The following is a 26,280-nucleotide window of genomic DNA, read 5'->3' on the forward strand; positions in this document are numbered from 1 at the left end:
GAAGCGGTTCAGATCTCATGAGCGGAAAATCCTCGTGGGGAGCATCTCGTGCGCGATGGCCGCGATATCCGCAGCGTAGGCGATGGAGCCGAGTTCGTCGAGCGTGGCACGGGCGAGCGAGGAAGCCGTCTCGGCGATCAGGGGCTCAAGGGCTGCAAGGATCGCCAGGCCTTCCGTCTGGCCGATCGGGATCAACCGGATGGCGACCGAAATCTGCGCCTGCACATAGGCAGTGAGGAAGGCGACGAGCATCGCCTCCGCCGCAATGCCCGCCGCGCCGGCTATCGCACCGAATGCCACCGGATAGGGGCAGGGAGAGGGGAGGCGCCGATGCACCGGGTCCGGCCAGGCGCGGGCGGCGGCAACAAAAGCATCCCCCGTGACCAGCATTTCGTCGTGACGCTCGCGCGCCGGCGTCAGCGCGAGGCAGAGATCGGCAAGCTTGCCGAGCGCATCGGCATTCCCCTGCTCCCGCGATGCCGCGACGGCCAGAATGGCATCGTTGCGAGCCGCACCGCTCTGGAGATTTCCCTTGATCCAGTTCTCCGCGGTCTGCGAATCCCTGACGCGATGCTGCGCGATGGCCGTTTCCTGCCCAGCCGAATAGGCGAAGGCGCCGATGGGGAAGGCCGGCGACGCCCAGGCAAGCAGGCGCTGCAGCGCCTGCGCCTCAGTCATGGTGATGGTGGCGGCCATGGTCGTGGTGATGGCCGTGTCCGCCGTGGCTGTGATAGGCTCCGCGTTCGGGCGAGAAGGGCGCCGAGATCTCCCGTATCGTGGCGCCGAGGCTCAGGAGCATGTCGCGGATGACGTGGTCGCGCCCGATCAGGATCCGCTCTTCTTCGATCTGTGCCGGCAGATGCCGGTTGCCCAGGTGCCAGCAGAGCTTCGCCAGATGCGTGCGGTCGCGTGCGGTCACCTCGTAGAGCGGCTCGTCGGCGGCGGCGATCCGTACGAGGCTGCCGTCTTCCAGTACGAGCGCGTCGCCGTGGCCGAGCGCCACTGCCTGCGGAAAATCCACGAGCAGTTCCATGCCGTTCGCCGATTTCAGAAGTTTCCGGCGCAGATGCCGTTCGTCGTGGGCAAGAACGATCGTGTCCGACGACTGTCCGTCGAACTGTTCGGCGTGAAGGTGCGAGATGGCACGGGGCATGGGTTACAGAAGTCTCCGTTCGGTCAGTCGGGGATGTTGAAGAGCGTTGCGATCCAGACAGCCTCATAGATCATGTTAAGCCCCACGACGGCCAGATGAAACGCGCGGCTGGCGGTCCACATCGCCAGAACGCAGAGTGTGAAGAAGATCGGCGTGCTGACGAGAAGTTCGATCCGGTATTCATCGAAATGCTGTTCGCCCTTGACGTAGGTGTCAATAACATCGAGCACGAGCGTGGAGGCGAGCAGGCCGAAGAACCACTTGCGGCGGTCGAGGAAGAAGTCCTCGTAGTTCTTGTACTCCTTGATGTCGTCGGGGAACAGAAGGGCGCTCATCAGGAAGAGAACGATCGTGTAGACGATGAGGAAGAAGAAAACCCCGAAGGACCAGCGGCCGATATCGTAGAGCGCTACTTCCCACCACCAGAAATGCACCAGCATCAAAAGCGTGGTACCGACCCAGGCGAGGTGGATGATAGAAAGGCTGCTTCGCGAGGGGTGCTGCACGAAACGGGCCACGCCGGCCAGCAGACGCGTGATGCCCATGCCGATGATCAGCGCCATGAGATGCGGATATGCGGGAAGATCTCCGCGTTCGTGAGATGGTGTTCCATCGCCGCCCGCCCGGAGACCGCCGATCAGTGCCGGGAAAGCGCCATGGAGACGCCCGAGGCGACGAGCACGCCGCCCACCAGCCGGTTGAGATTCACAAAGACGCGGCCGGATGTGAGCGCCTTGCCCAGCAGCGTGCCCGCAAGCACGTAGAGCAGCACGGCTGCGATCTCGAGCAGGAGGAACACACCGCCCATGGCCGCAAGCTGACGCCAGGCGGGAGCCGACGCGTCGATGAACTGCGGGAAGAACGCCGTGAAGACGGCGATCGCCTTGGGATTGCTGATCGCTATCAGAAAATCGCGGCGCATCAGCGTCTTGAGTGCCAAATCCTGCGATTGCGCTTCGGCCAGCGCCCTGGCCTTGCGCCAGAACTGGATGCCGACATAGACGAGGTAGATGGCGCCTACGATCTTGATGATCGTAAAGGCGATTGCCGAGGTGGCAAGCACTGCGCCAAGTCCCACCACGGTGATGAGGATGAGCAGAGCGAAGGCGGGCATCCGGCCGAGCCCGCCGACCATTGCAGGCAAGAAGCCGAGCCGCGCGCCGTTCGAGAACGCGAGCAGGTTGTTCGGCCCCGGCGCGCAATTGAGCGCGAAACAGGCGGGGAGGAAAATGGACCAGGCGATCATGGATAAGCCCCTAATGCGGATTGTCGCTCAGATGGACATCCTCGCCGAGCACTCTTTCACAGTCCATGGCACCGTGGAAGATGCGAAGGATTTCCACGCCGATTCTTTCACGCGGTAAAGGATCAAGTCATTCCCGCAGACATGCCGCCTCACGTCGGCCTCTTCGAAGCCGTCAAGAAGCGCGAACCTTTCCGGCGTCCGCTCAGGTCGAAGCACTTCTCGCGCAGGTCCGGGATGAATTCACGGGCGCGACGATCAAGCGCTCTCCGGGGAAGTCCGTTCAGAACAGGAAATAGCGTTGTGCCATGGGCAGCACTGTGGCCGGCTCGCAGGTGAGCAACTCGCCGTCGGCGCGCACCTCGTAGGTCTCGGGATCCACCTCGATATGCGGCGTGGCATCGTTGAGCAGCATCGCCTTCTTGCCGATGCGCCCGCGCGTGTTCTCGACTGCCAACATGCCTTTTTCCACGCCCAGCTTCTCCTGCAGGCCGTCGGCCAATGCCGCCTCGGAGACGAATGTCACCGAGGACGCTGCGATCGCCTTTCCGTAGGCGCCGAACATCGGCCGGTAATGCATGGGCTGCGGCGTTGGGATGGAGGCGTTGGGATCCCCCATCGGGGCCGCCGCGATGGTGCCGCCCAAGAGCACCATCTCTGGCTTCACGCCGAAGAAGGCGGGGTTCCAGAGCACGAGGTCGGCGCGTTTTCCCACTTCGACCGACCCGATGTGCTTCGACACGCCCTGCGCGATCGCCGGGTTGATCGTGTATTTGGCGATATAGCGGCGCACGCGGAAATTGTCGTTGTCGCCGATCTCCTCGGGCAGGCGTCCGCGCTGCCGCTTCATCTTGTCGGCCGTCTGCCAGGTGCGGATGATCACCTCGCCCACCCTGCCCATGGCCTGGCTGTCGGATGCGATGATGGAGAAGGCGCCGAGGTCGTGAAGGATGTCTTCCGCGGCGATCGTCTCTTTGCGGATGCGGCTTTCGGCAAAAGCCACGTCCTCGGGGATCGAGGCGTCCAGATGGTGGCAGACCATGAGCATGTCGAGATGCTCGGCGATGGTGTTCACCGTGTAGGGGCGCGTGGGATTCGTGGAGGAGGGGATGACGTTCGGCAACCCCGCGACCTTGATGATATCCGGCGCATGCCCGCCGCCCGCACCTTCCGTGTGGAACGCATGGATGGTGCCGCCCTTGAAGGCGTCGATTGTGTCCTCCACGAAGCCGCTCTCGTTAAGCGTGTCGGTGTGAATCATCACCTGCACGTCGTAGTCGTCGGCTATGGAAAGGCAGTTGTCAATGGTGGCCGGCGTGGTGCCCCAGTCCTCGTGCAGCTTCAGCGCGCAGGCGCCGGCCTTGATCATTTCGACCAGCGGGGCCGGCAGCGAGGCGTTGCCCTTGCCGGCGAGGCCGATATTCATCGGAAAGGCATCGAAGGACTGGATCATACGGCCGATATGGAAGCTGCCGGGCGTGCAGGTGGTGGCGAGCGTGCCATGCGCCGGGCCGGTGCCGCCGCCCAGCATGGTGGTGAGGCCCGACATCAGCGCTTCCTCGATCTGCTGCGGGCAGATGAAGTGGATATGCGCGTCGAAGCCGCCGGCGGTCAGGATCTTGCCCTCGCCGGCGATCACCTCGGTGCCCGGACCGATGACGATGTTGACGCCGGGCTGCGTGTCCGGATTGCCCGCCTTGCCGATCGTCGCGATGCGGCCGTCGCGCAAGCCGACATCGGCCTTGTAGATGCCGGTGACGTCGACAATCAGGGCATTGGTGATGACGGTATCCACGGCGCCGTCGGCGCGCGAAGCCTGGCTCTGGCCCATGCCGTCGCGGATCACCTTGCCGCCGCCGAACTTCACCTCCTCGCCATAGGCGGTGAGGTCCTTCTCGACCTCGATGAAGAGCTCCGTGTCGGCAAGCCGCACCCTGTCGCCGGTGGTGGGGCCGTACATGTCCGCATAGGCGGCGCGGGAGATTTTTGCCGGCATCAGAGCGCCCCCATGATTTTCTGCTGGAAGCCGTAGACCTTCCGCGCGCCGGAGAGCGGCACCAGCCGCACCTCGCGCGTCTGGCCGGGCTCGAAGCGGACGGCCGTGCCCGCGGCGATATCGAGCCGCATGCCGCGCGCCTTCTCGCGGTCGAAGGAAAGCGCGCCGTTCGTCTCGTAGAAATGGTAGTGCGAGCCGACCTGGATCGGCCGGTCGCCGGTGTTGCTGACCTCGAGCACCACCTGGGGTGCGCCGGCATTGATCTCGATCTCGCCGGGCTGCGTGATGACTTCGCCGGGAATCATGATTTCCGCTCCATCAGCCGGCGAAGGCGAGCCAGAGGCCGGCGAGCGCCGTGGCTGCCCCGGCGGTGCGGGTGAAGGCTTCATTCTCCTTCTGCCACCGGCCGAAGGCGAGGCCGAGCGCGATGCCCGCGGCGTGCAGGAGCGCGGTGGTGACGGCGAATCCGACAGCGAATCGGGCAGCCCCGGCAGCACCGAGCTCGCCGCCATGGGCGTGGCCGTGGAAGAAGGCAAAGAAGGCGACGATGCCCATCATGCCCGCCGCGGGCAGCGGGAGCGCCAGCGCCATCATGATGCCGATGAAGACGATCGAGGCCAGGATCACCGGCTCCACGAAGGGCAGCGGCGCGCCGAAAAGGGCTGCGGCAAAGCCCAGGATCATCGTGCCGACGAAGGCCGCCGGGACCAGCCCCATCGCGCGTCCGCCCAGCGTCGCCGCCCACAAGCCTACCGCCACCATCACCAGGATATGGTCGAGGCCGAAGAGCGGATGCGAGAAGCCGGCCATGAAGGAGCCATGCGCGGCGGGATCGAGATGCGCGAAGGCGGGCGCCGTGGCGGCGAAGAACGCGGCGGCGGCGAAGGCGAGACGGTTGAGCATGTAGGCCCCTCGGATTTCTTGTTATCGGATCGGTTCGTGAACGGTGACGAGCTTGGTGCCGTCGGGGAAGGTCGCTTCCACCTGGATGTCGTGGATCATCTCGGCCACGCCTTCCATCACCTGGTCGCGGGAGATCACATGGGCGCCCGCCTCCATCAGGTCGGCGACCGGCCGGCCATCACGCGCGCCCTCCACCACGAAATCGGTGATCAGGGCGATCGCCTCGGGATGGTTGAGCTTGACACCGCGTTCGAGCCTCCTGCGGGCGACCATCGCGGCCATGGCGATCAGCAGCTTGTCCTTTTCGCGAGGCGTGAGATTCATGCGTGTCGTGTCCCCTTCAGGTCGTCCAGAGCCGGGGCAACGACCCCGCGCCGGACAGAAGCGCTATGGCTGGCATTATGGTGCGCCGCAACATAAGACCCGAAGGCGCGAGAATGCGCAAGACCAGACGCTCGCCAATTGCGCTCGCGGCGGCCTGCACGGAGGGGTCGAGGATCCCCCGCAGTGCCTCCAGCTTTTCCGCAGCATCCGGTGTTATGGCGAGCACCGTCGCGAAGGCGTTGTGGCCGGAAAGCAGGGAAAGGCCCTCGCGCTCGAAATCCCAGCCCGTGAGGCGTGTTTCCTCCGCATGGACCAGTTTGCCGTCGCGGTAGATGCGCCAGCTGTCCCTCAAGCGGGCGCTACGGGCGGTCTCGCCCATGGCCTCGCGGCCGAGGAGCACGGCTTCGACGGCGGTGAAGGTCGCGTCTCCATCGAGGTCGACCCGCAGCGTGCGGTGAAGCCTGCTTTCCTCGAACAGGATGGTCTCCTGCGGCAGCCAGTCGAGATGCGCTCCGCTGCCCACTTCGAGGGAGGTGGCGATTAGGGCGTCCTCTCCGGTCGAGCGGTAGATGCGCTCGCACGCCTGCGTCGTCAGCACCAGCTTCGAGCCGGGCGAGGCCGCGGCTTGCCATTCGATCCGGTCGCCGCCGGTGAGCCCGCCTGATGTGTTGATCAGCACCGCTTCAAGAGCTGCGCCGTGGGTGCGCGGCAGGCGGATCTTGCAGCAGCCTTCCTGATAGAGGGTCACGAGGCGGGTCCGGCCGTTGCGCGATTGCGTCGCCACCTTGCCGGCACCGCGTGAACGCTGCATCGGTGCGGAAGACGCGCCTGCCGGTGAGTGTGGTGTCGCAAAGGCCATGCCGGTGATGTTCCCGTGATGCCGGCCCCATACCCCAGGCACCGGCCGGAGGCAAAATATTCCCCTTCCCTCCTTTTCCGCAACGGAACCAGAGCGCAAGCCCGGCGTTGGCTTTCGGAGGGGAATTCGGATGAGAGATTTCTAGGAACATGGACCGTCCCGGCCAGACGCTCCTTCAGAAGCTTGCCGCAAGCCGCATCGCCATCGAGGCCGTCGAACCCGCAATCGACGGGGGCCGGTTTGCCGCAAAAACGATTGTCGGCGAGCATTTCAGGATCGAGGCCGATGTCTTCTGCGACGGCCATGAAGTGATAGCGGCCGCCGTCCTGCATCGCAGACGTGGGGAGAAGGCGTGGAAAGAGACCCCCTTACGGCACGTCCTGAACGACCGCTGGCGCGCCACGATCGTCTTCGAGGAGGTCGGCCATCACGAGTTCAGGATCGCGTCCTGGCGCGATCTCTTCGCCACATGGCGGATGGACACGACAAAGAAGCACGAAGCGGGGCAGGAGATCTCCCTCGAGCTCCAGGAGGGCCGGCTTCTCGTCGAACAGGTGCTTGCCGCACACAATGGCGGTGGAGAGCCGGACGACCGCTCGGCGCTCAGGGCGCTGCTCGCGGAGGTGACGTCCTCTTCCTCCGAAGGCGACGCGCTCGCCGTGCTGATGAGCGACGACATGGCGGTGCTCATGCGACGGCTCGGCCTTCGTGTGAACCTCACCGAAACGGACATCGCCTTTCCCGTCTTCGTGGATCGTGAGAAGGCGGGGTTTTCCGCCTGGTATGAGCTGATGCCGCGGTCGCAGTCCGGCAGCACGGAGAGGCACGGTACGTTCGACGATGTGATCGCGCGGCTTTCCTATGTGCGCGATCTCGGCTTCGACGTGCTTTATTTCCCGCCGATCCACCCGATCGGCCGCACCAACCGGAAGGGCCGCAACAACAGCCTGACGGCGGGCCCGGAGGATCCCGGCAGCCCCTATGCGATCGGCTCGGAAGAGGGCGGGCACGATGCGATCCATCCCGAACTCGGCGATTTCGAGGACTTCGCCCGGCTGGTGGAGGCCGCGCGCGAGCACGGGCTGGAGATCGCGCTGGACTTCGCCATCCAGTGCTCGCCGGACCATCCCTGGATCAGGGAGCATCCCGAATGGTTCGACTGGCGGCCGGACGGCACCATCAAATTCGCGGAGAACCCGCCCAAGAAATACGAGGACATCGTCAACGTCCATTTCTACCGCGATGCGATCCCCGGCCTCTGGTACGCGCTGCGCGACATCGTGCTCTTCTGGCTGGAAAAGGGCGTGCGCATCTTCCGCGTGGACAATCCGCACACCAAGCCGCTGCCCTTCTGGGAATGGCTGATCGAGGAGGTGCGGCAGGTCGACCCCGGCGTGATCTTCCTGGCGGAAGCCTTCACGCGGCCGAAGATGATGAAGCGGCTCGGCAAGGTGGGCTTCAACCAGTCCTATTCCTATTTCACCTGGCGCAACGCCAAATGGGAGCTCGCGGAATATCTGACCGAGCTCACGCAGGAGGAGTGCCGGCACTACATGCGGCCGAACTTCTTCGCAAACACGCCGGACATCAATCCCCACTACCTGCAGACGAGCGGGCGGCCGGGTTTCCAGGTGCGGCTGGTCCTCGCCGCCACGCTCGGCACGAATTACGGCGTCTATAGCGGCTTCGAGCTGTGCGAGGCCGCTGCCATGCCGGGCAAGGAGGAGTATCTCAATTCCGAGAAATACGAAATCCGCGCCTGGGACTGGGACCGGCCCGGGAACATCAAGGCCGACATCATGTTCGTGAACCGGCTGCGGCGGGAAAACCCGGCGCTGCAGCAATTTACGAACCTGAATTTCTACAACGCCTGGAACGACAACATCCTCTATTACGGCAAGCACACGGACGACCTGTCCAACTTCCTGCTCCTCGCCGTCAATCTCGATCCGCACAACGCCCAAGGCGCCCATTTCGAGGTGCCGCTGTGGGAGTTCGGGCTACCGGACGATGCCATGATCGAGGCGGAAGACCTCGTCACCGGTCAGCCCTTCACCTGGACCGGCAAGGTCCAGCACATGTTTCTCGATCCGCACCAGCGCCCATACATGGCCTGGCGGCTCACACCTCCGGGGGGGCGCCGATGAACACGATGGAAAAGCTTGCTTCGGACGTCGCGACCCCACGCGAGGACGAGGCGCTGCAGGCCACGCCTGCAAGCGACATCCGGGCGACCGACTGGTACAAGGACGCCGTCATCTACCAGCTCCACATCAAGGCCTTCCAGGATTCGAACGGCGACGGCATCGGCGATTTCAATGGCCTGATGCAGCGGCTTGACTATGTGGAACGCCTGGGCGTGAACACGATCTGGCTGCTTCCCTTCTATCCATCGCCGCTCAGGGACGACGGCTACGACATTGCCGACTACCGCTCGATCAATCCTTCCTACGGCACGATGCGCGATTTCCGCCGCTTCGTGGCGGAGGCGCACCGGCGCGGGATCCGGGTGATCACGGAACTCGTCATCAACCACACCTCCGACCAGCATCCCTGGTTCCAGCGGGCGCGCCATGCGAAGAAGGGTTCGGCGGCGCGGAAGTTCTATGTCTGGAACGACGACGACGAGCGCTACCCTGAGACGCGCATCATTTTCCTCGATACCGAGAAGTCCAACTGGACCTGGGACCCGGTGGCCGGCCAGTTCTTCTGGCACCGCTTCTACTCCCACCAGCCCGACCTCAATTTCGACAATCCCCGCGTCCTCGAAGAGGTCGTCAAGACCATGCATTATTGGCTCGACATGGGCGTGGACGGGCTCCGCCTCGATGCCATCCCCTATCTCGTCGAGCGTGACGGCACGAACAACGAGAACCTGCCCGAGACGCACGAGATCCTGAGGAGGATCCGGCGGGCGCTGGACGAGAAGTATCCCGACCGGATGCTGCTTGCCGAAGCCAACCAGTGGCCGGAAGACACGCGGCCCTATTTCGGCGAGGGCGACGAGTGCCATATGGCGTTCCACTTCCCGCTGATGCCGCGCATCTTCATGGCGCTGGCCCAGGAAGACCGGCATCCGATCTCGGACATCATGCGGCAGACGCCGGAAATCCCCGAATCCTGCCAGTGGGCCATCTTCCTCAGAAACCATGACGAGCTGACGCTGGAAATGGTGACCGACCGAGAGCGCGACTATCTGTGGCACACCTATGCCGAGGATGTGCGGGCGCGCATCAATCTCGGCATCCGGCGCAGGCTGGCGCCATTGATGCAGAACGACCGGCGCAAGATGGAGCTGATGAACGCTCTTCTCTTCTCCATGCCGGGCACGCCGGTCGTCTATTACGGCGACGAGCTCGGCATGGGCGACAACATCTATCTCGGCGACCGGGACGGCGTTCGCACGCCCATGCAGTGGTCGCCCGACCGCAATGGCGGCTTCTCGCGTGCCAATCCGCAGATGCTCTACCTGCCGCCGATCATGGACCCGGTCTACGGCTTCCAGACCATCAATGCCGAGGCACAGGAGGCTGACCCCTCGTCGCTGCTCAACTGGGTGCGCCGTATGATCGGCGTACGCAAGCAGCACCCGGCCTTCGGGCGCGGCGACTTCACGATGCTCTATCCGAGAAACCGTCGCATCCTTGCCTATACACGGAGCGACGGAAACGAGACGATCCTGTGCGTGGCCAACCTCTCGCGCTCGCCCCAGGCCGTGGAACTCGATCTTTCGAAGCACCGCGGCTGTGTTCCCGTGGAACTGATCAGCCAGTCCCCCTTCCCGCCGATCGGCGATCTTCCCTACATGCTGACCCTTTCCGGCTACGGCACCTTCTGGTTTCAGCTCGCCGCCGAGGCGCAGGGGCCGGACTGGCACAGCAATGTTCCCGAGCCGCTGCCGGAATTCATCACGCTCCCCGTGGTGGGAGGACGCATCGAACGGGCGCTCGAGGGGCGCGAGCGGCGGCAGCTCGAACAGGATGTGCTGCCGCAGTTCATGCAGCGCCAGCGCTGGTACGGCGCCAAGGGCGAGGCGATACGTTCGGCCGCGATCCGCGAGGTGGCCAAGCTTGGCGACGAGGCGGGGTTCCTCACCATCGTGGATGTCAGGCTCTCCCCGTCGGGCAGCCAGCAATATCTGCTGCCGCTTACGGTGTTGTGGGGCGAGGAGAACGTGCAATTCGGTGCTCCGAAGCTCTCCGTGACCCTGGCGCGGGTGCGCAAGGGCCCGCAGCTCGGTGCGCTCATCGACGGCTCCTATGACGACCGCTTCGCCTCCGACCTGATGCGGCGGATGCAAGAGCGGCAGGAGATCGAGGTGCCGGGCGGCGTGCTGCGCTTCTACGGCAACAAGCAGCTTGCCGGCATGAGCTTCGCCGAGCCGCCGTCGCCGCTGATGGGCGAGCAGAGCAATGTTTCGGTCGCCTTCGAGCGTCAGGCGCTGCTCAAGATCTTCCGCCGCCTGAGGCCCGGCGACCAGCCGGAAGTCGAGGTGGCGCGGTTCCTGACCGAAGTGGCGGGTTTCAAGAACACGCCGGCCTTCCTGGGGACGGTGGAACTGGAGGATGGCGGAGAGAAGACGGTGCTCGCCAGCGTGTCCGGCTTCGTCGAGAACCAGGGTGATGCCTGGAGCGTGTTCGTGCATGCGCTGGAGCGGCAGATCGAGGACGAGATCCTGGCACCGCCGGTCGTTTCGGCGGTTCCGGCGGAGGAGGCGACCTCGCAATTCCTCTATCCTCTGGACCTTCTGAGGAGGCTTGGCGAGCGGACCGGCGAAATGCATGCGGCGCTCGCCGTCGAAACCGACATCGAAGCCTTCCGCTGCGAGCGGGTGCGCCGTGCAGACATTTCGGGCTGGGTCAAGGATGTGCGGTCTCAGGTTGCGGCCGCCCGCGCGGCGCTCGATCGCAACAAGGACCGCCTGCCAGCCGGCGTGAAGGAAAGCGTCGAGCGGCTTCTGTCGCTCAGGCAGGAGGTGGACCGGCGGCTCGGTGCGCTCGCGAAGCTCGCGCCTTCCGGCAAGAAGTCGCGCATCCACGGCGACTACCATCTGGGTCAGGTGCTGGTCTCGCAACAGGACCTCTATATCATCGATTTCGAGGGTGAGCCGCGGCGGAGCCTCGAGGAACGGCGGGGCAAGAGCTCGCCGCTCAGGGACGTTGCCGGCATGCTGCGCTCCTTCGATTACGCGGCCTGGGCCGCCGTGCGCCAGGTGGCGGCGCGGCTGCCCGACCAGGCGCGTGACAGCGGTTCGCTCGCGCGCCAGTGGCGCGAACGCATGAGCGCGGAGTTCCTCGATGGTTATTTCGCGGCGTGCGAGGGCGCGCAGAACCAGCCGGAAAATGCGGGGACACGGCAGGCCCTGCTCGAACTTTTTCTGCTTCAGAAGGGTTTCTACGAGATCAATTACGAACTCTCCAACCGCCCGGATTGGGTGGGCATACCGGTGCAGGGTGTGCTCGACCTGATCGAAAGGAGGAGCACATGAACCTCATGGCGGATACTGCGCCCTGGAGACTGGACGATCCGCACGCCATCGGCGCGCTCGTGGCGGGCAGGCATGGCGACCCGTTTTCGGTCCTCGGACCGCATCGGAGTTCTGCTGGCATCGTGCTGCGCGTGCTGCGGCCCGAAGCGGAGACGGCGGAGGCGATCGACCCCGAAACCGGCAAGAGCCTGGGAAAGCTCCTGCGGCGCCATGCGCGCGGCTTCTTCGAGGGGCTGATCTCGAAAAAGAATACCGTACCAGGATACCGGATCCGCTTCACCCGGGAGAGCGATACCTGGGAGGAGGAGGACCCCTACCGCTTCCCCAGCACGTTCGGAGAGCTCGACCTCTATCTCATGGGGGAGGGGCGACACCAGCGCCTCTATGAAAAGCTGGGCGCTCATCCCATGACCCTGGAGGGCATCGCCGGCACGCGCTTCGCCGTCTGGGCGCCCAATGCGAGCCGCGTCAGCATCGTCGGCAATTTCAACGGCTGGGACGGACGGCGCCACCAGATGCGGGTGCACCCGGGCCTCGGCGTGTGGGAGATGTTCGTTCCCGGCGTACAGCTCGGCGAACTTTACAAATACGAGATCATCGGCAGCCAGGGCGAGGTTCTGCCCACCAAGGCCGATCCGGTGGGCTTTCGGGCCGAGGTGCCGCCTGCCACGGCCTCCGTCGTCAACGGCCTGCCGCAGGTGGATTGGGACGACAAGGATTGGATGGAAAGCCGCGCGGAGCGCAATGACCGCAGCGCGCCGATCTCGATTTACGAGGTGCATCTGGGTTCATGGCGCAGGCGCGAGGATGGCGGCTATTTTACCTATGACGAGCTCGCCGACCAGCTCATTCCCTACGTGAAGGATATGGGCTTCACGCATATCGAGTGCATGCCGGTGAGCGAGCATCCCTTCTCCGGTTCCTGGGGATACCAGCCTGTCGGACTCTACGCGCCAACGAGCCGCTTTGGCACTCCTGAAGACTTCGCCCGTTTCGTCGGTCGCTGTCATCGGGAAGGGCTCGGCGTCATCATCGACTGGGTGCCGGCGCATTTCCCGTCCGATGCGCACGGGCTCGCCCGCTTCGACGGCACCGCGCTTTACGAACACGCCGATCCGCGGCTTGGCTTCCATCGCGACTGGAACACGCTCATCTATAATTTCGGCCGCCGCGAGGTGGCGAATTTCCTGGGTGCCAACGCGCTGTTCTGGCTCGACCAGTACCACGTGGATGCGCTGCGCGTGGATGCCGTGGCCTCCATGCTCTATCTCGACTACAGCCGCCAGCCGGGCGAGTGGGTCCCCAACGTGCATGGCGGGAACGAAAACCTGGAGGCGATCGCGTTCCTGCGCGACACGAACATCGCGCTCTTCGGCTCGCATCCCGGCGCCACCTCGATCGCCGAGGAATCGACCGCTTTTCCAGGCGTGTCACGCCCCGCCTATGCGGGTGGCCTGGGCTTCGGCTTCAAGTGGAACATGGGTTGGATGCATGACACGCTGGACTATATGAGCCAGGATCCAATTCATCGCAGGTACCATCACGACCGGATGACCTTCGGCCTGATCTATGCGTTCTCCGAGAATTTCATCCTGCCGCTCAGCCATGACGAGGTCGTCCACGGCAAGGGCTCGCTGATCGGCCGCATGCCGGGCGACCAATGGCAGAAATTCGCCAATCTGCGCGCCTATTTCGCCTTCATGTGGACCCATCCCGGCAAGAAGCTCCTCTTCATGGGCGGCGAGTTCGCGCAGGAGCGGGAGTGGAACCACGACTGGCAGCTCGAGTGGCACCACCTCGACGATCCGATGCACCGGGGCGTGCGCGACCTCGTGCGCGATTTGAACCGGATTTACCGGAACGAAAAGGCGCTGCACGAGCTCGATTGCGAACCGGAAGGCTTCGAGTGGATCGACGCCTCGGACCCGGGCATCAGCACCTATGTCTATATGCGAAAGGGTAGGGAGGGAGCACGGCCCATCGTCGTGGCCTGCAATTTCACGCCCGTCGTGCGCGAGGATTTCCGCATCGGCCTCCCGCGCGCCGGGGAGTGGCGGGAAATCCTCAACAGCGACGACAGCCGCTATGGCGGTTCCGGCGCGACGAACGGCACGGTGGCGGCCACGGAGGAAGCGTGGCACGGCCGCCCAGCCTCTGCGAGCGTGAAGCTGCCTCCCCTGGGCACGCTCATCCTCGCCTGCGAACCATAACAAGGACAAGCCGTGCGCGTGGATATCGGCCTTCCATACCCGCTTGGCGCCACCTGGGACGGGTCAGGCGTCAATGTCGCCGTCTTTTCGGCACATGCCGAAAAGATCGAGCTTTGCCTTTTCGATGCGAAGGGGCGGCGGGAAATGAGCCGCATCCCGCTGCCCGAATACACCCACGAGGTATGGCACGGTTACTTCCCGGACCTAAGGCCGGGACAGGTCTACGGCCTGCGCGCCCATGGGCCCTATGATCCGGCGAACGGCCACCGCTTCAATCCCAACAAGCTCCTGATCGACCCCTATGCGAAACAGCTTCTGGGCGATATCCGCTGGCACGATGCCTGTTTCGGCTACCGGGTTGGCTCTGCGCGTCAGGATCTCGTCATGGACCGGCGCGATTCGGCCTTCGTCATGCCCAAATGCGTGGTGACCGATACCGCCGCCACCTGGGGCAACGATGTGCGCCCGCACCGGCCCTGGGAGGAGACGATCATCTACGAGGCCCATGTGAAGGGCATGACGGTGCTGCATCCCGACATGCCGGAGCAACTGCGCGGCACCTTCGGCGGCCTCGCCGATTCCCGCGTCATCGACTATCTCGTCAAGCTCGGCATCACTGCCATCGAATTCCTGCCGGTGCAGGCCTTCTTCGACGACCGGTATCTCGTGGAGAAGCGCCTCGTCAATTATTGGGGCTACAACACGGTCGGCTTCTTCGCGCCGGCGCCGCGCTACATCTCGCCGGGGGGCGGCCTGCACGAATTCAAGCGCATGGTGCGCAAGCTGCACGAGGCCGGCATCGAGGTGATCCTCGACGTGGTCTACAACCACACCGCCGAAGGCAACGAACTCGGGCCCACGCTCTCCTTTCGGGGGCTCGACAACGCCAATTACTACATCCTGGGCGACGACCCTCGCTATTATTACGACACGACAGGCTGCGGGAACACGGTCAACCTGAAGCATCCGCGCGTCCTGCAGATGGTGATGGACTCGCTGCGCTACTGGGTCGAAGAATGCCATGTGGACGGCTTCCGCTTCGACCTCGCGACGGCGCTCGGCCGCGAGCGGGACAGTTTCGAGCCCTCTTCCGTCTTCTTCGACACGGTCCGTCAGGATCCGGTGCTGTCGCGCGTGAAGCTGATCGCCGAACCGTGGGATCTCGGACCCGACGGTTATCAGCTCGGCAATTTCCCACCCGGCTGGGCGGAATGGAACGGGGCTTATCGCGACTGGGTGCGCAGCTTCTGGCGCGGCGACGAGCGGGCGACCCCCGACTTGGCAAGCGCTCTTCTGGGGTCGGCCGGCATGTTCGACCGCCGTGGACGGCGGCCGTGGGCCAGCATCAACCTCATCACGGCGCATGACGGTTTCACGCTGGCCGACCTCTACGCCTACAACGAGCGCCACAACGAGGCGAATAAGGAGGACAACCGCGACGGCCACAGCGACAACCGGAGCTGGAACTGCGGCGTGGAGGGTCCCACCGACGACGAGGACATCAAGGCGCTCCGGGCCAAGATGCGGCGCAACGCCATCGCCACGCTGCTTCTGTCGCAGGGGACGCCCATGATCCTGATGGGCGACGAGGTGGGCCGCACGCAGCACGGCAATAACAACGCCTATTGCCAGGACAATGAGATGAACTGGCTTTCCTGGGATGGCCGAAGCGAGGAGGACGAAGCCTTCCTCCAGTTCGTACGGCGCCTCGCCGCCTATCGACGCAACCATCCGCGCCTGAGGCTGAAGAATTTCCTGCACGGCCAGATCGTCGCGGAGAAATACCGCGACGTCTCTTGGCTGCGGCCCTCGGGCGAGCCGATGACCGACGAGGACTGGGGCGATCCAGGTCTCAAGAGCTTCGGCCTGATGCTCTGTGACGAGCGCGGCACGTGCATCCTCATCCTCATCAACGGCTTTCACGAGCCGCTGGAATTCAGCCTCCCCCGGGAGCTGGGAGCTGCCGGCTGGAAGATGGTCATGCGGACCGACACGGGGCAATGGCCGGTCTGGGAGGCGATGCGCACGCCGCACACGCTGGAACTCGCCGACCGCTCGATGGTTGTGCTGGAAGGCCGAGTAAGGTGATCCGATCGATGCTTCAAACCCGCTGGGGCGCCCATCTCGAGGATGACGGCACCGTTCGTTTCCGTCTCTGGGCGCCCGCGCTCGAGAGCCTGCGGCTCCGGCTGGACGGGCAGCACGAGCACGAGATGGAAAAGCTCGCAGGCGGCTGGTTCGAGCTGGAGGTAAGTGGGCCTGCGGACGGAACACCCTACCAGTTCGTGCTGCCCGACGGCATGGCCGTTCCCGATCCGGCTTCCCGCGCGCAAGTCGAGGATGTCCATGGCCCCAGTGTGCTCATCGCCCCCCGCTTCGACTGGCAGGCGACGGACTGGAAAGGGCGGCCGTGGGAGGAGGCGGTCGTCTACGAACTCCACCCCGGCACCTTCTCGCAGGACGGCGGGTTCGACGGCATCAGACGGAAGCTCGACCATCTGGCTGATATCGGCTTCACCGCGATCGAGCTCATGCCGGTGGCGCAGTTCTCCGGCAACCGCGGCTGGGGCTATGACGGCGTGCTGCCCTATTGTCCGCATTCGGCCTATGGCGGTGCCGCGGGATTGAAGCGGCTCATCGATGCGGCGCACCAACGCGGCCTGATGATGATGCTGGACGTCGTCTACAATCACTTCGGCCCGGACGGAAACTATCTCGGCCTTTACGCCCCGGACTTCTTCGATCCGGCACGTCACACGCCATGGGGCCCTGCCATCCGCTTCGAGGAGCCGGCGGTGCGCGCCTTCTTCCTCGACAACCCGATCTACTGGCTGGAGGAATTCCGCTTCGACGGGCTGCGCTTCGACGCCATCGACCAGATCAAGGACCGGAGCGAGACGCCGATCCTGGAGGAGATGGCGCGCAATATCCGCACGCATTTTCCGGACCGGCACATCCATCTCGCGACCGAGGACGAGCGCAACATCGTGGCGTTGCATCCGCGCGACGGCAAGAACCGGCCAACCCTGTTCACCGCCGAGTGGAATGACGACTTCCATCACGCCGCGCATTGCATCGCGACGGGCGAGGATGCCGGCTATTATGGGGGCTTCGCGGATGATCCCGTGGGGCATCTCGCACGCGCGCTGGCGGAGGGCTTCTGCTATCAGGGCGAGCCCTATGCGCCGCGTGAAGGCAAGCCACGGGGCGTGCCGAGCGCGGGCCAGCCGCCGCTCGCCTTCGTCGACTTCCTGCAGAACCACGACCAGATCGGCAACCGCGCGTTCGGCGAGCGCCTGGCGGCGCTGGCCGATGCGAAGACCGTGGAACTGCTGACGGCGGTGCTGCTGCTCAATCCGCAGGTGCCGCTGGTCTTCATGGGAGAGGAGTTCGGGGAGACGAATCCGTTCCTGTTCTTCACGGATTTTCACGGCGAGCTGGCCGAGGCGGTGCGGGAAGGGCGCAGGAGCGAATTCAAGGATTTTGGCCATTTCAGCGGCGAGGAGGCCGCGCGCATCCCCGATCCCAATGCGCGTTCCACCTTCGAAGCCTCGATGCTCGACTGGAGCCGTATAGAGTCGGAAGCCGGCCGGAAGCGGCTCGATCTCTTCAGAAGCTTGCTGCGGATCCGAAAGGACCATCTCGTACCGCACCTCCCTGCGATGCGGTCGATGCAGGGCAGGGCGGCCCGTCTCGGAGAGGAGGCGTTCACCGTACGCTGGGATATGGGCGCGCGTCTGCTCCTCATGGCGGCCAATTTCGGGACTGTGGACGTGGAGCTCGACGAGGACCTCTCAGCCTTTGGCCTCATCCATGAAAGCCGCGGCGGCATTGACGCGCTCCGGCAGGGTAGGCTCCCGGCAAAAAGCATGGCTTTGCTCATCGGGGAGAGCAAGGGGGCTGGCGCATGACGGAGGAACTCGACCGGCTGGCCGCCGCGCATGGCATCGTCCGCTCCTATCGCGCACTCGACGGCACGATCTCCCAGGCTTCGGACGATGCGGTGACAGCGATCCTCATGACCCTCGGCGTGGAGGAGGGAGCAGACCAGCCGGCCGCCGCTCCGCCCGGCCCATTCCCTCCGCCTCCGCTCGTGCCGGAAGGGGCGGCCTGCTTCCTTCCGGAGTTCCTGCAGCATGGCCGGGCCTGGGGCGTCACCTGCCAGCTTTACGGTCTTCGCTCCCACCGCAATTGGGGCATCGGAGATTTCGAGGATCTGGCGCGGATCGGGGAGACGGCGGCGCGGCTGGGGGCGGATTTTCTCGGGGTCAATCCGCTGCATGCGCTGTTCCTGGCCGAGCCGCAGAAGGCGAGCCCCTTTTCACCGAGCGATCGCAACTTCCTGAACCCGCTCTATATCGCCGTCGATCAGCTGGAAGGATTCGATGCGACGCTGGACCTCGACGACAGCGCCCTTTCCCGGTTGAGGGAAGGCGATCTCGTCGACTACGAGGCCGTAACGGGGCACAAGCTTCGCGTCTTGCGGCGCATCCATGAACGGATGCGCGATGCGAACCGGGAAGCCGTGAGAGCTTTCCAGGAAAAGGGCGGCGCGCCGCTGCGGCATTACGCGCTCTTCGAGGCCATCAGCCTGGAGATGGTGCGGCGGGGCATCGGCACGGGCTGGCACGCCTGGCCCGAGGAGTTTCAGGACCCGGCAAGCGGCGCTGTGGCGGCGTTCGCGCGGGAGCACGGGGAGGAGATCGAGTTCCAGGTCTGGCTGCAGTGGCTCGCCGACCGGCAGTTGGGCGAGGCGTCGAAAAGACTGCACGCCGCGGGCATGCGCATTGGGCTTTATCTCGACCTCGCCGTGGGCACCGCACCCGATGGCGCCGCCACATGGAGCGACCGGACGCTGACGGTGGTGGGCGCGGAGATCGGCGCGCCGCCCGACATGTTCAATCCGGATGGCCAGTGCTGGGGATTGGCGCCATGGTCGCCTTCGGAGATAGCCGCGCGGGATTTCCGGCCCGTGCGGCGTTCCTACGAGGCGATCCTCAGATATGCCGGCGCGCTGCGCATCGATCATGCCATGGGCCTTTACCGCCTCTTCTGGATTCCTTCGGGCTTTCCGGCAGGTCAGGGGGCCTATGTCCTCTATCCCATGCCGGAAGTGGTCAGCGTGCTGGCCGAGGTGTCCCAGGCGTCCCGGGCCCTGATCATCGGTGAGGATCTCGGCGTGGTGCCCGAGGGATTTCGCGAGCAGATGGATCGCGCAAACCTGCTCGGCTACCGCATCTTCTATTTCGAGCGGAACGACCACGGCTTCGTTCCGCCCGAGCACTGGCCGCCCTCCGCGCTCGCCTGTGTGGGAAGCCACGACACCAACACGCTCGCCGGCTGGTGGACGGGCAGCGACATCGATGTCCGCCAGCAGATCGGTCTCTACGATGAAGACGGCGCTCGCAAGGAGCGGGAACGCCGCCGCCGGGAAAAGGGCCAGGCGGTGGAGATGCTGCGAGCCCGCGGCGATCACGAGATCGGCGAGGATTTCAATGAGATCGTCGCCGCCGGGATTCATCGGCTCGTGGCCAGCACGCCCTGTCGCCTGCTTGCCGCCCAGATGGAGGACCTGCTCGGCCTTCCCGAACAGCCGAACATCCCCGGCACCATAGACGAGCATCCCAACTGGCGCCGAAGACTGCCGGTGCCGATCGAGGAGCTGGAGAACTCCTCCATGCTGCGCGCCGTCGTCGGCGCGATCCGCGAGGAAAGGCCGCGTTGGGACAAGCCCGAAGTGAGATGATGATGCCCTTTTTCACCCCCCTCTGGCCTGCCGGCCATCTCCCCCTCAAGGGGGAAGATTGGCTGTCATTATGGCTTTCGCCAATCGTTGAGGTTACAGAAGAAGAGCCGCAGCAAGCGGCAGGCGTAATCTCTCCCCTTGAGGGGGAGATGGCCAGCAGGCCAGAGGGGGTGCGATGGCGCACGAGCCCCGGCAATGACGATCCCCTGCGCCACCTACCGGCTGCAGTTCCGCGAAGGGATGACCTTCGAGCGGGCAGCCGGCATCGTACCCTATCTAGCCGAACTCGGCGTCAGCCATCTCTATGCTTCCCCCATCTTCACCGCCGCTCCCGGCTCCACCCACGGCTATGACGTGGCCGACCATCAGGAGCTCGATCCCGTGCTCGGCGGCGAAGAGGGATTCGCCGTGCTGGCCGAAGCGCTGAAGGCGAACGGGATCGGCCTCCTTCTCGACATCGTGCCGAACCACATGGCGGTCTCGACGGCCAATCCCTGGTGGCGGGACGTTTTGAAACACGGGCAGGAAAGCCCCTTCGCCGACCACTTCGACATCGACTGGAACGCGCCGAAGCTGCTGCTGCCGGTCCTGGGCGAGCCTTACGGCCAGGCGCTGGCGGAAGGCCGGTTCGAGCTTCGGATGGACGAGGCGACGGGCGAGCCGGTGTTCGGTTACTACGATCTGTCGCTGCCGCTGTCACCAGCCTCGCTCTCCCTGTTCGCAGGGGAGGCGGATCTGAGCGATCCGGCGGTTTTGGAAGAGGCTGTCGCCCAGGCGAATGGAAACAAGGATATTCTGCATCGCATCCACGAAGCGCAGAGCTGGCGCCTCGCCTATTGGCGGCTTGCCCGCGAGGCGCTCACCTATCGCCGTTTCTTCGAGATCTCCGACCTGATCGGGGTCCGGGTGGAAGATCCGGCGGTCTTCGCCGACGTCCACAAATTGCCGCTGCAACTCGTCGAGGCGGGCGTCGTCGACGGCCTGCGCATTGACCATATCGACGGCCTTGCCGACCCGAAGGCCTATCTGGCGGAGCTGCGGCAAAACTCGGGGCTCGACTATGTGCTGGTCGAGAAGATTCTCGGGGCCGACGAAGACCTGCGCCCGGAATGGCGCTGCGCCGGGACGACGGGATATGAGGTGGCGCGGCTCATCACCGCGCTCCAGGTGGAGCCTCAGCACCGCGAGGCGATGAACCGCGGCTGGACTCGCTTTACGGGCGAGGACGCGAACTTCGCGGGGCAGGTGCTTGCCGCCAAGCGGCGCATCCTGACGGTCAATCTCGCCGGCGAGTTGGACGCCCTGGTCCGGCTCGCTGCGGCGATCGCGTCGCGGGACATCGCGACGCGGGACTTCGGCTGCGACGCGCTGCGGCTTGCCATCGTGGAGCTCGCGGCGGCCATGCCCGTCTACCGCACCTATATCGACGGAGACGGCGCGTTGGACGAGGACCGCGCCATCATCGAAAGGGCGGTCGGCCGGGTCGAGCGCGGCCGCGAGGTGGAGGACGACCGCGTGATCGCCTTCATCGCCGCCTTGCTGCTCGATCCCACGGGGGGATCGGACGCGCGGGTGCAATTCATCACCCGCTTCCAGCAGACGACCGGCCCGCTGATGGCGAAAGCGGTCGAGGACACGGTCTTCTACCGCTTCAACCGGCTGATCGCACTGAATGAAGTGGGCGCCGAGCCCGACGAATTCGGCCTGGATGCGGACGCCTTCCACGCGGCCATGATGAAACGGGCGGAGCGATGGCCGCACGCGCTTTCGGCCACCGCCACGCACGACACCAAGCGCGGGGAAGACGCCCGCGCGCGGCTCGCGGTCATCAGCGAGATGCCGCAGGAATGGGCGGCCGCCGTTTCCCGTTGGCACGAGGCGGCCGAGGATCTGCGCGAGACCCTGCCGCGAGGCCCGGCGCCCACTCCCGGCGCGGAATGGCTGTTCTACCAGGCGCTCGCCGGCGCGTGGCCGGCGGACCTTTCGCTCCAGGACGAAGAAGGGCTGCAGGACCTCGCCGAGCGCCTCGTCGCCTTCATGACGAAGGCGCTGCGCGAGGCCAAGCGCCACACCAGCTGGACAGACCAGAACGAACCCTATGAGACGGCGGTGGAAAACTACGTGCGCGGAATCTTCGCGCCCCGGCGGCGGAGCTTCCTGCGCGAGATCCGGGCCCTGATCGCCATCATCGAGCCGGCCGGCATCGTCAACAGCCTTGCCCAGCTCGTCCTCAAGCTCATGCTGCCGGGCGTTCCGGACATATACCAGGGATGCGAACTCTTCGACTCCAGCATGGTCGATCCCGACAACCGCCGGCCTGCGGATTTCGAATTGCGCCAGCGGCTGCTCCGGGAGGTGCGGGAGATGCCCGCCGCCGAGACCATGGAGCGTTGGCGGGAGGGCGTGCCGAAGCTTTGGCTTCTGACCCGGCTGTTGGAACTCAGGCGAACGGATGCGGAGCTGTTCGATCGCGGTGGCTACGAGGCGATGGAGATCGTCGGCGACGAGAACATGCACGCCATCGCCTTCTCACGCGTGCTCGAGGGAAGGCGGGTGGTGATCGCGGTTCCCCGGCTCGTGCTCCGGCACTGCGAGCCCGGCAGGCGATCCTGGATCAGCAGCGCCTTCGCGCATACCCGGCTCCTGCTCCCGGCGGGCCGCTACCGCTGCCTGATGGGCAAAACCGTCGATGGCGGAGAGGTTGCCCTCTCCGATCTTTGGCAAGACCTGCCGGTGGCCGTGCTCAAGACCGAGTAGCCGCGCCCCTGCATGGAGGGCCACGGCTCAGCCCGGTTTCTTTGTGCGTCCTGCGGTACTGGCGGCGCGCCTTTTCGGCGTGGCTTTGGTGCTTTCGCCGGCGGCGGGCTTCGCGCGCGATTTCGTGCCGCCGCTGCTTCGCCGCGTCCGCTTGGCGGAAGTCTCCTCGGCCTGCGGGAAGTCCTCGGGCATGGGCGGGATCTCCGCGCCGCCCGGTCCGGCGTGCCCGCCCTCTTCGGCCTCCACTTCGCGCGCGGCCTGTACCCAGTGGTCCCACTCGCGCCCTTCGGGGCGGCCTTCCTGCTCCCAAAGCTCGTAGGCCCGGCGCCGGATTCTATCTTCCCGTTCCGTAGTCATGATCGTCCCTCCATCTGCGGCAAAACCCAAATGGCCGGCACATGGTTCCGATGATCACGCCTTCTTGTGTCCGCGCCCGAAAAAGGCCACGTGGAAGATGTCGATTTGTCTAGACTAGTAGACGACCACGCTCCTGATGCTCTCGCCGGAATGCATCAGCTCGAAGCCTTTGTTGATCTCCTCGAGCTTCAGGACGTGCGTGATCATGGGATCGATCTCGATCTTGCCGTCCATGTACCAGTCGACGATCCTCGGCACGTCGGTGCGGCCGCGCGCCCCACCGAAGGCGGTGCCTTTCCATACGCGGCCGGTGACGAGCTGGAAGGGCCGCGTCGAGATCTCCTGGCCGGCGCCCGCCACGCCGATGATGATCGACTGACCCCAGCCGCGATGGGCCGATTCCAGTGCCTGGCGCATGACCGTCACATTTCCCGTGCAGTCGAACGTGTAGTCGGCTCCGCCGATCTGGTCGGCGCCGCGCTTCGTCAGGTTGACGAGGTAGGGCACGAGGTCGCCCTCGACCTCCTTCGGATTGACGAAATGCGTCATGCCGAAGCGCTCGCCCCATTCCTTCTTGTCATTGTTCAAGTCGACGCCGATGATCATGTCGGCGCCGGCGAGCCTAAGCCCCTGGATGACGTTGAGGCCAATGCCGCCCAGGCCGAAGACGATCGCGGTCGAGCCGATCTCCACCTGGGCCGTGTTGATGACGGCGCCGATCCCGGTGGTCACTCCGCAACCGATATAGCAGATCTTGTCGAAAGGGGCGTCCGGGTTGACCTTCGCCACCGCGATCTCGGGAAGCACCGTGAAATTGGAGAATGTCGAGCAGCCCATATAGTGATGCAGCTTCTCGCCGTTCAGCGAGAAGCGCGAGGTGCCGTCCGGCATGACGCCGGCGCCCTGGGTGGAGCGGATCGCCGTGCAGAGATTGGTCTTGCGCGACAGACAGGAGGGGCACTGGCGGCACTCGGGCGTGTAGAGCGGGATGACGTGGTCGCCCTTCTTCACGCTCGTGACGCCTGGACCGACATCCACCACGACGCCCGCGCCCTCGTGGCCGAGAATGGCGGGGAAGAGGCCCTCGGGATCGGCGCCGGAGAGGGTGAAATCGTCGGTGTGGCAGATGCCCGTCGCCTTCACCTCCACCATGACCTCGCCCTCGCGCGGGCCGTCGAGATCGACCTCCATGATTTCAAGCGGCTTTCCGGCGGCAACGGCTATGGCGGCGCGGGTCTTCATGGTTTTCTCCCTCTCTTGTCTGGCGGTCTGGCCGGGGCCAGGCAGCGAATGCATGAGAGTCTTTTACATGCTTTGCGCGGCTGTGCCAGCACCACCCCTCCCCAGTTGGGGAGGGTGATTCGTCTCATGCGAAGCCCTTCGTCAGTTCCAGGGCCTGCCGCTCGAACAGGCGGCGGTAGATGCCGCCTTCCAGCCGGATAAGCTGGCCATGGTCGCCCTCCTCGATGATGCGGCCCTTGTCGAAGACGAGCAGCCGGTCGAGCGAGCGCACGGTCGAGAGCCGGTGCGCGATCACCAGCGTCGTGCGCCCGACCATCAGCCGCTCCATCGCGTTCTGGATCAGCACCTCCGATTCCGAATCGAGGCTGGACGTGGCCTCGTCGAAGATCAGGATCGGCGCGTCGGCCAGGAAGGCACGCGCGATCGCCACGCGCTGGCGCTCGCCGCCCGAGAGCTTGATGCCGCGCTCGCCGACCAGCGTCGCGTAGCCCTTGGGCAGGCTCGCGATGAAGTCATGCGCGCTGGCGAGCTTCGCCGCGTGCTCGACCTCCGTCATCGAGGCGCCCGGCCTCCCATAGGCAATGTTCTCCGCCAGCGACCTGTGGAACAGGATCGGCTCCTGCTGCACGATGGCGATCTGCGACCTCAAGGAGGACTGCTCCACCTCCGAGATGTCCTGCCCGTCGATCAGGATCCGTCCGCCGGTCACGTCGTAAAGCCGCTGGATCAGCTTCACGAAGGTCGTCTTGCCGGAGCCGGAATGGCCCACGAGGCCGACGCGCTCGCCGGGACGGATCGTGAGCGAGAAGTCCCGGTAGAGCGGTGTGGCATGGCCGCGATAGTGGAAGGTGACCTTCTGGAAGTCGATGCGGCCGTCCCGGATGACGATCGGCATCGCACCCGGCCGGTCCTCGATGCCGAGCCGCTCGCCATGGATGGCGACCAGCTCCTCCAGATCGTTCACCGAGCGCTGCACGTTGCGCACATGCATGCCCACGTCGCGCAGATAGCCCTGCAGCACGAAAAAGGCCGTGAGCACGAAGGCGATGTCGCCCGCCGTGGCCTCCCCGCCGGCCCAGAGCAGGATGGCGAAGCCGATTACGGCCGCGCGCAGCACCAGCATGGTCAGACCTTGCGTCGTGCCGTTGATCGTGCCGCGCGCCCAGGTGCGCCGCGTGCGGCCGCGCCACTTGCCGATCACGCGCGAAAGGCGGGAGTCCTCGCGCTTCTCCGCGCCGAAGGCCTTCACCACTGCGTTGCAGGACACGGCATCGGCGAGCGCGCCGCCGAGCCGCGTGTCCCACATGTTCGCAAGGCTCGCCGCCGGCGCGACATAGCCCAGCGACAGCGTGATCGTGAGCGCGACATAGACGATCGAACCCGTTGCGACGATGAGGCCCATCATCGGCCAATACCAGCCGAGCAGGATGGTCGAGCCGACCAGCATGACGGCCGAGGGGAGTAGGGCCATGAGCAGCGTGTCGTTCAGGAGATCGAGCGCCCAGATGCCGCGCGTGACCTTGCGCACGGTCGAGCCGGCGAAGCTGTTGGCGTGCCAGTCCGTCGAGAAGCGCTGGACGCGGTGAAACGCGTCCGAGGCGACCTCGGACATCATCTTCAGCGTGAGGTCGATGATCCCCATGAAACCGATGTGGCGAAGCAGGATCGCGCCGGCCGACAGGGCGAGCAGCATCAGGAAGGCGGCGATCGCCGCGTTCCAGGCAACCTCGTCGGTGGCGGCACCCCGTGCCACCGCATCCACCAGCCGGCCGGAATAGAGCGGCGTCAGCACATCCGCCGTGGTGGACAGCATGAAGGCGCCGACGATGAAGGCGAGCCTTTTCGGCTGGCGCCGCCAGTGCGTGCCGCAGAAACGGAAGACGTCGCGAAAGGCATTGCCCCGCAGGGCATTGCGGAAGGAAGTCATGGCGTTCGCCGGATGCGAGGACATCCGGTCCCGAGATTCGATATCTGGAAGAATGGCGCCGGACGAAAAACCGTC

19 protein-coding genes are annotated in these 26,280 nt (G+C 65.2%); 7 read left to right on the top strand and 12 right to left on the bottom strand.

Annotated elements, in window-relative coordinates; all coding sequences use genetic code 11:
- Window positions 1-15: 15 nt before the first annotated feature.
- The 9 genes from PVE73_RS05535 to PVE73_RS05575 form a co-directional block, all read right to left on the bottom strand.
- A complete protein-coding gene (locus PVE73_RS05535) occupies window positions 16-678 on the bottom strand; it encodes an urease accessory UreF family protein (protein ID WP_346772418.1) in 663 nt (220 codons plus the stop codon).
- Window positions 671-1,153, bottom strand: a complete 483-nt coding sequence (locus tag PVE73_RS05540) for an urease accessory protein UreE (protein WP_277365988.1) — start codon at window positions 1,151-1,153, stop codon at window positions 671-673. The genes PVE73_RS05535 and PVE73_RS05540 overlap by 8 nt, the downstream gene beginning before the upstream one ends.
- Before the next feature lie 23 nt (window positions 1,154-1,176).
- Window positions 1,177-1,716 carry a hypothetical protein gene (locus PVE73_RS05545; RefSeq protein ID WP_277365989.1) on the bottom strand — a complete coding sequence of 180 codons (540 nt, stop codon included), beginning with the start codon at window positions 1,714-1,716 and terminating at the stop codon, window positions 1,177-1,179.
- 74 nt (window positions 1,717-1,790) lie between these two features.
- A complete protein-coding gene (locus PVE73_RS05550; RefSeq protein WP_277365990.1) occupies window positions 1,791-2,399 on the bottom strand; it encodes a LysE family translocator in 609 nt (202 codons plus the stop codon).
- A 280-nt stretch (window positions 2,400-2,679) separates the two neighbouring features.
- Window positions 2,680-4,392: an urease subunit alpha gene (gene ureC / locus PVE73_RS05555; RefSeq protein ID WP_277365991.1), complete on the bottom strand. Its 1,713-nt coding sequence runs from the start codon at window positions 4,390-4,392 to the stop codon at window positions 2,680-2,682.
- The gene (locus tag PVE73_RS05560; protein WP_277365992.1) at window positions 4,392-4,697 is read right to left on the bottom strand and encodes an urease subunit beta; all 306 of its coding nucleotides are present in this window, start codon (window positions 4,695-4,697) and stop codon (window positions 4,392-4,394) included. Before PVE73_RS05560 ends, ureC begins: the two co-directional genes overlap by 1 nt.
- Before the next feature lie 13 nt (window positions 4,698-4,710).
- On the bottom strand, window positions 4,711-5,295 hold the full coding sequence (locus tag PVE73_RS05565) for a HupE/UreJ family protein (protein WP_277365993.1): 585 nt from the start codon (window positions 5,293-5,295) through the stop codon (window positions 4,711-4,713).
- A 21-nt stretch (window positions 5,296-5,316) separates the two neighbouring features.
- The gene (locus tag PVE73_RS05570; RefSeq protein ID WP_277365994.1) at window positions 5,317-5,619 is read right to left on the bottom strand and encodes an urease subunit gamma; all 303 of its coding nucleotides are present in this window, start codon (window positions 5,617-5,619) and stop codon (window positions 5,317-5,319) included.
- Between the two features lie 16 nt (window positions 5,620-5,635).
- The gene (locus tag PVE73_RS05575; RefSeq protein ID WP_346772400.1) at window positions 5,636-6,430 is read right to left on the bottom strand and encodes an urease accessory protein UreD; all 795 of its coding nucleotides are present in this window, start codon (window positions 6,428-6,430) and stop codon (window positions 5,636-5,638) included.
- Between the two features lie 197 nt (window positions 6,431-6,627).
- Here PVE73_RS05575 and PVE73_RS05580 point away from each other — a divergent pair, with 197 nt between their 5' ends.
- From PVE73_RS05580 to treY, 7 genes are all read left to right on the top strand, one after another.
- Entirely contained in the window at window positions 6,628-8,625 is a 1,998-nt protein-coding gene (locus PVE73_RS05580) for an alpha-1,4-glucan--maltose-1-phosphate maltosyltransferase (protein ID WP_277365996.1), read from the top strand.
- Complete coding sequence (treS, locus tag PVE73_RS05585; RefSeq protein ID WP_277365997.1) at window positions 8,622-11,966, top strand: maltose alpha-D-glucosyltransferase; 3,345 nt, start codon at window positions 8,622-8,624, stop codon at window positions 11,964-11,966. Before PVE73_RS05580 ends, treS begins: the two co-directional genes overlap by 4 nt.
- Window positions 11,963-14,176, top strand: a complete 2,214-nt coding sequence (glgB, locus tag PVE73_RS05590; RefSeq protein ID WP_277365998.1) for a 1,4-alpha-glucan branching protein GlgB — start codon at window positions 11,963-11,965, stop codon at window positions 14,174-14,176. Before treS ends, glgB begins: the two co-directional genes overlap by 4 nt.
- 12 nt (window positions 14,177-14,188) lie before the next feature.
- The gene (glgX, locus tag PVE73_RS05595) at window positions 14,189-16,264 is read left to right on the top strand and encodes a glycogen debranching protein GlgX (RefSeq protein WP_277365999.1); all 2,076 of its coding nucleotides are present in this window, start codon (window positions 14,189-14,191) and stop codon (window positions 16,262-16,264) included.
- Between the two features lie 8 nt (window positions 16,265-16,272).
- Window positions 16,273-18,087: a malto-oligosyltrehalose trehalohydrolase gene (gene treZ / locus PVE73_RS05600; RefSeq protein ID WP_277366000.1), complete on the top strand. Its 1,815-nt coding sequence runs from the start codon at window positions 16,273-16,275 to the stop codon at window positions 18,085-18,087.
- Window positions 18,084-19,922, top strand: a complete 1,839-nt coding sequence (malQ, locus tag PVE73_RS05605; protein ID WP_277366001.1) for a 4-alpha-glucanotransferase — start codon at window positions 18,084-18,086, stop codon at window positions 19,920-19,922. Before treZ ends, malQ begins: the two co-directional genes overlap by 4 nt.
- A gap of 195 nt (window positions 19,923-20,117) precedes the next feature.
- Window positions 20,118-22,679: a malto-oligosyltrehalose synthase gene (gene treY, locus PVE73_RS05610; protein WP_277366002.1), complete on the top strand. Its 2,562-nt coding sequence runs from the start codon at window positions 20,118-20,120 to the stop codon at window positions 22,677-22,679.
- A gap of 27 nt (window positions 22,680-22,706) precedes the next feature.
- On the opposite strand, the gene PVE73_RS05615 is transcribed toward treY, so the two are convergent.
- The 3 genes from PVE73_RS05615 to PVE73_RS05625 all read right to left on the bottom strand — a co-directional run bounded on the left by PVE73_RS05615 (window position 22,707) and on the right by PVE73_RS05625 (window position 26,205).
- On the bottom strand, window positions 22,707-23,036 hold the full coding sequence (locus PVE73_RS05615; RefSeq protein WP_277366003.1) for a DUF2934 domain-containing protein: 330 nt from the start codon (window positions 23,034-23,036) through the stop codon (window positions 22,707-22,709).
- A gap of 114 nt (window positions 23,037-23,150) precedes the next feature.
- Window positions 23,151-24,278: an S-(hydroxymethyl)glutathione dehydrogenase/class III alcohol dehydrogenase gene (locus tag PVE73_RS05620; RefSeq protein WP_277366004.1), complete on the bottom strand. Its 1,128-nt coding sequence runs from the start codon at window positions 24,276-24,278 to the stop codon at window positions 23,151-23,153.
- 124 nt (window positions 24,279-24,402) lie between these two features.
- Window positions 24,403-26,205: an ABC transporter ATP-binding protein gene (locus tag PVE73_RS05625; RefSeq protein WP_277366005.1), complete on the bottom strand. Its 1,803-nt coding sequence runs from the start codon at window positions 26,203-26,205 to the stop codon at window positions 24,403-24,405.
- Window positions 26,206-26,280: the final 75 nt, after the last annotated feature.

Origin of the sequence: Chelativorans sp. AA-79, from assembly GCF_029457495.1 — a bacterium.
In the GTDB taxonomy this organism is placed as follows: Bacteria; Pseudomonadota; Alphaproteobacteria; order Rhizobiales; family Rhizobiaceae; genus Chelativorans.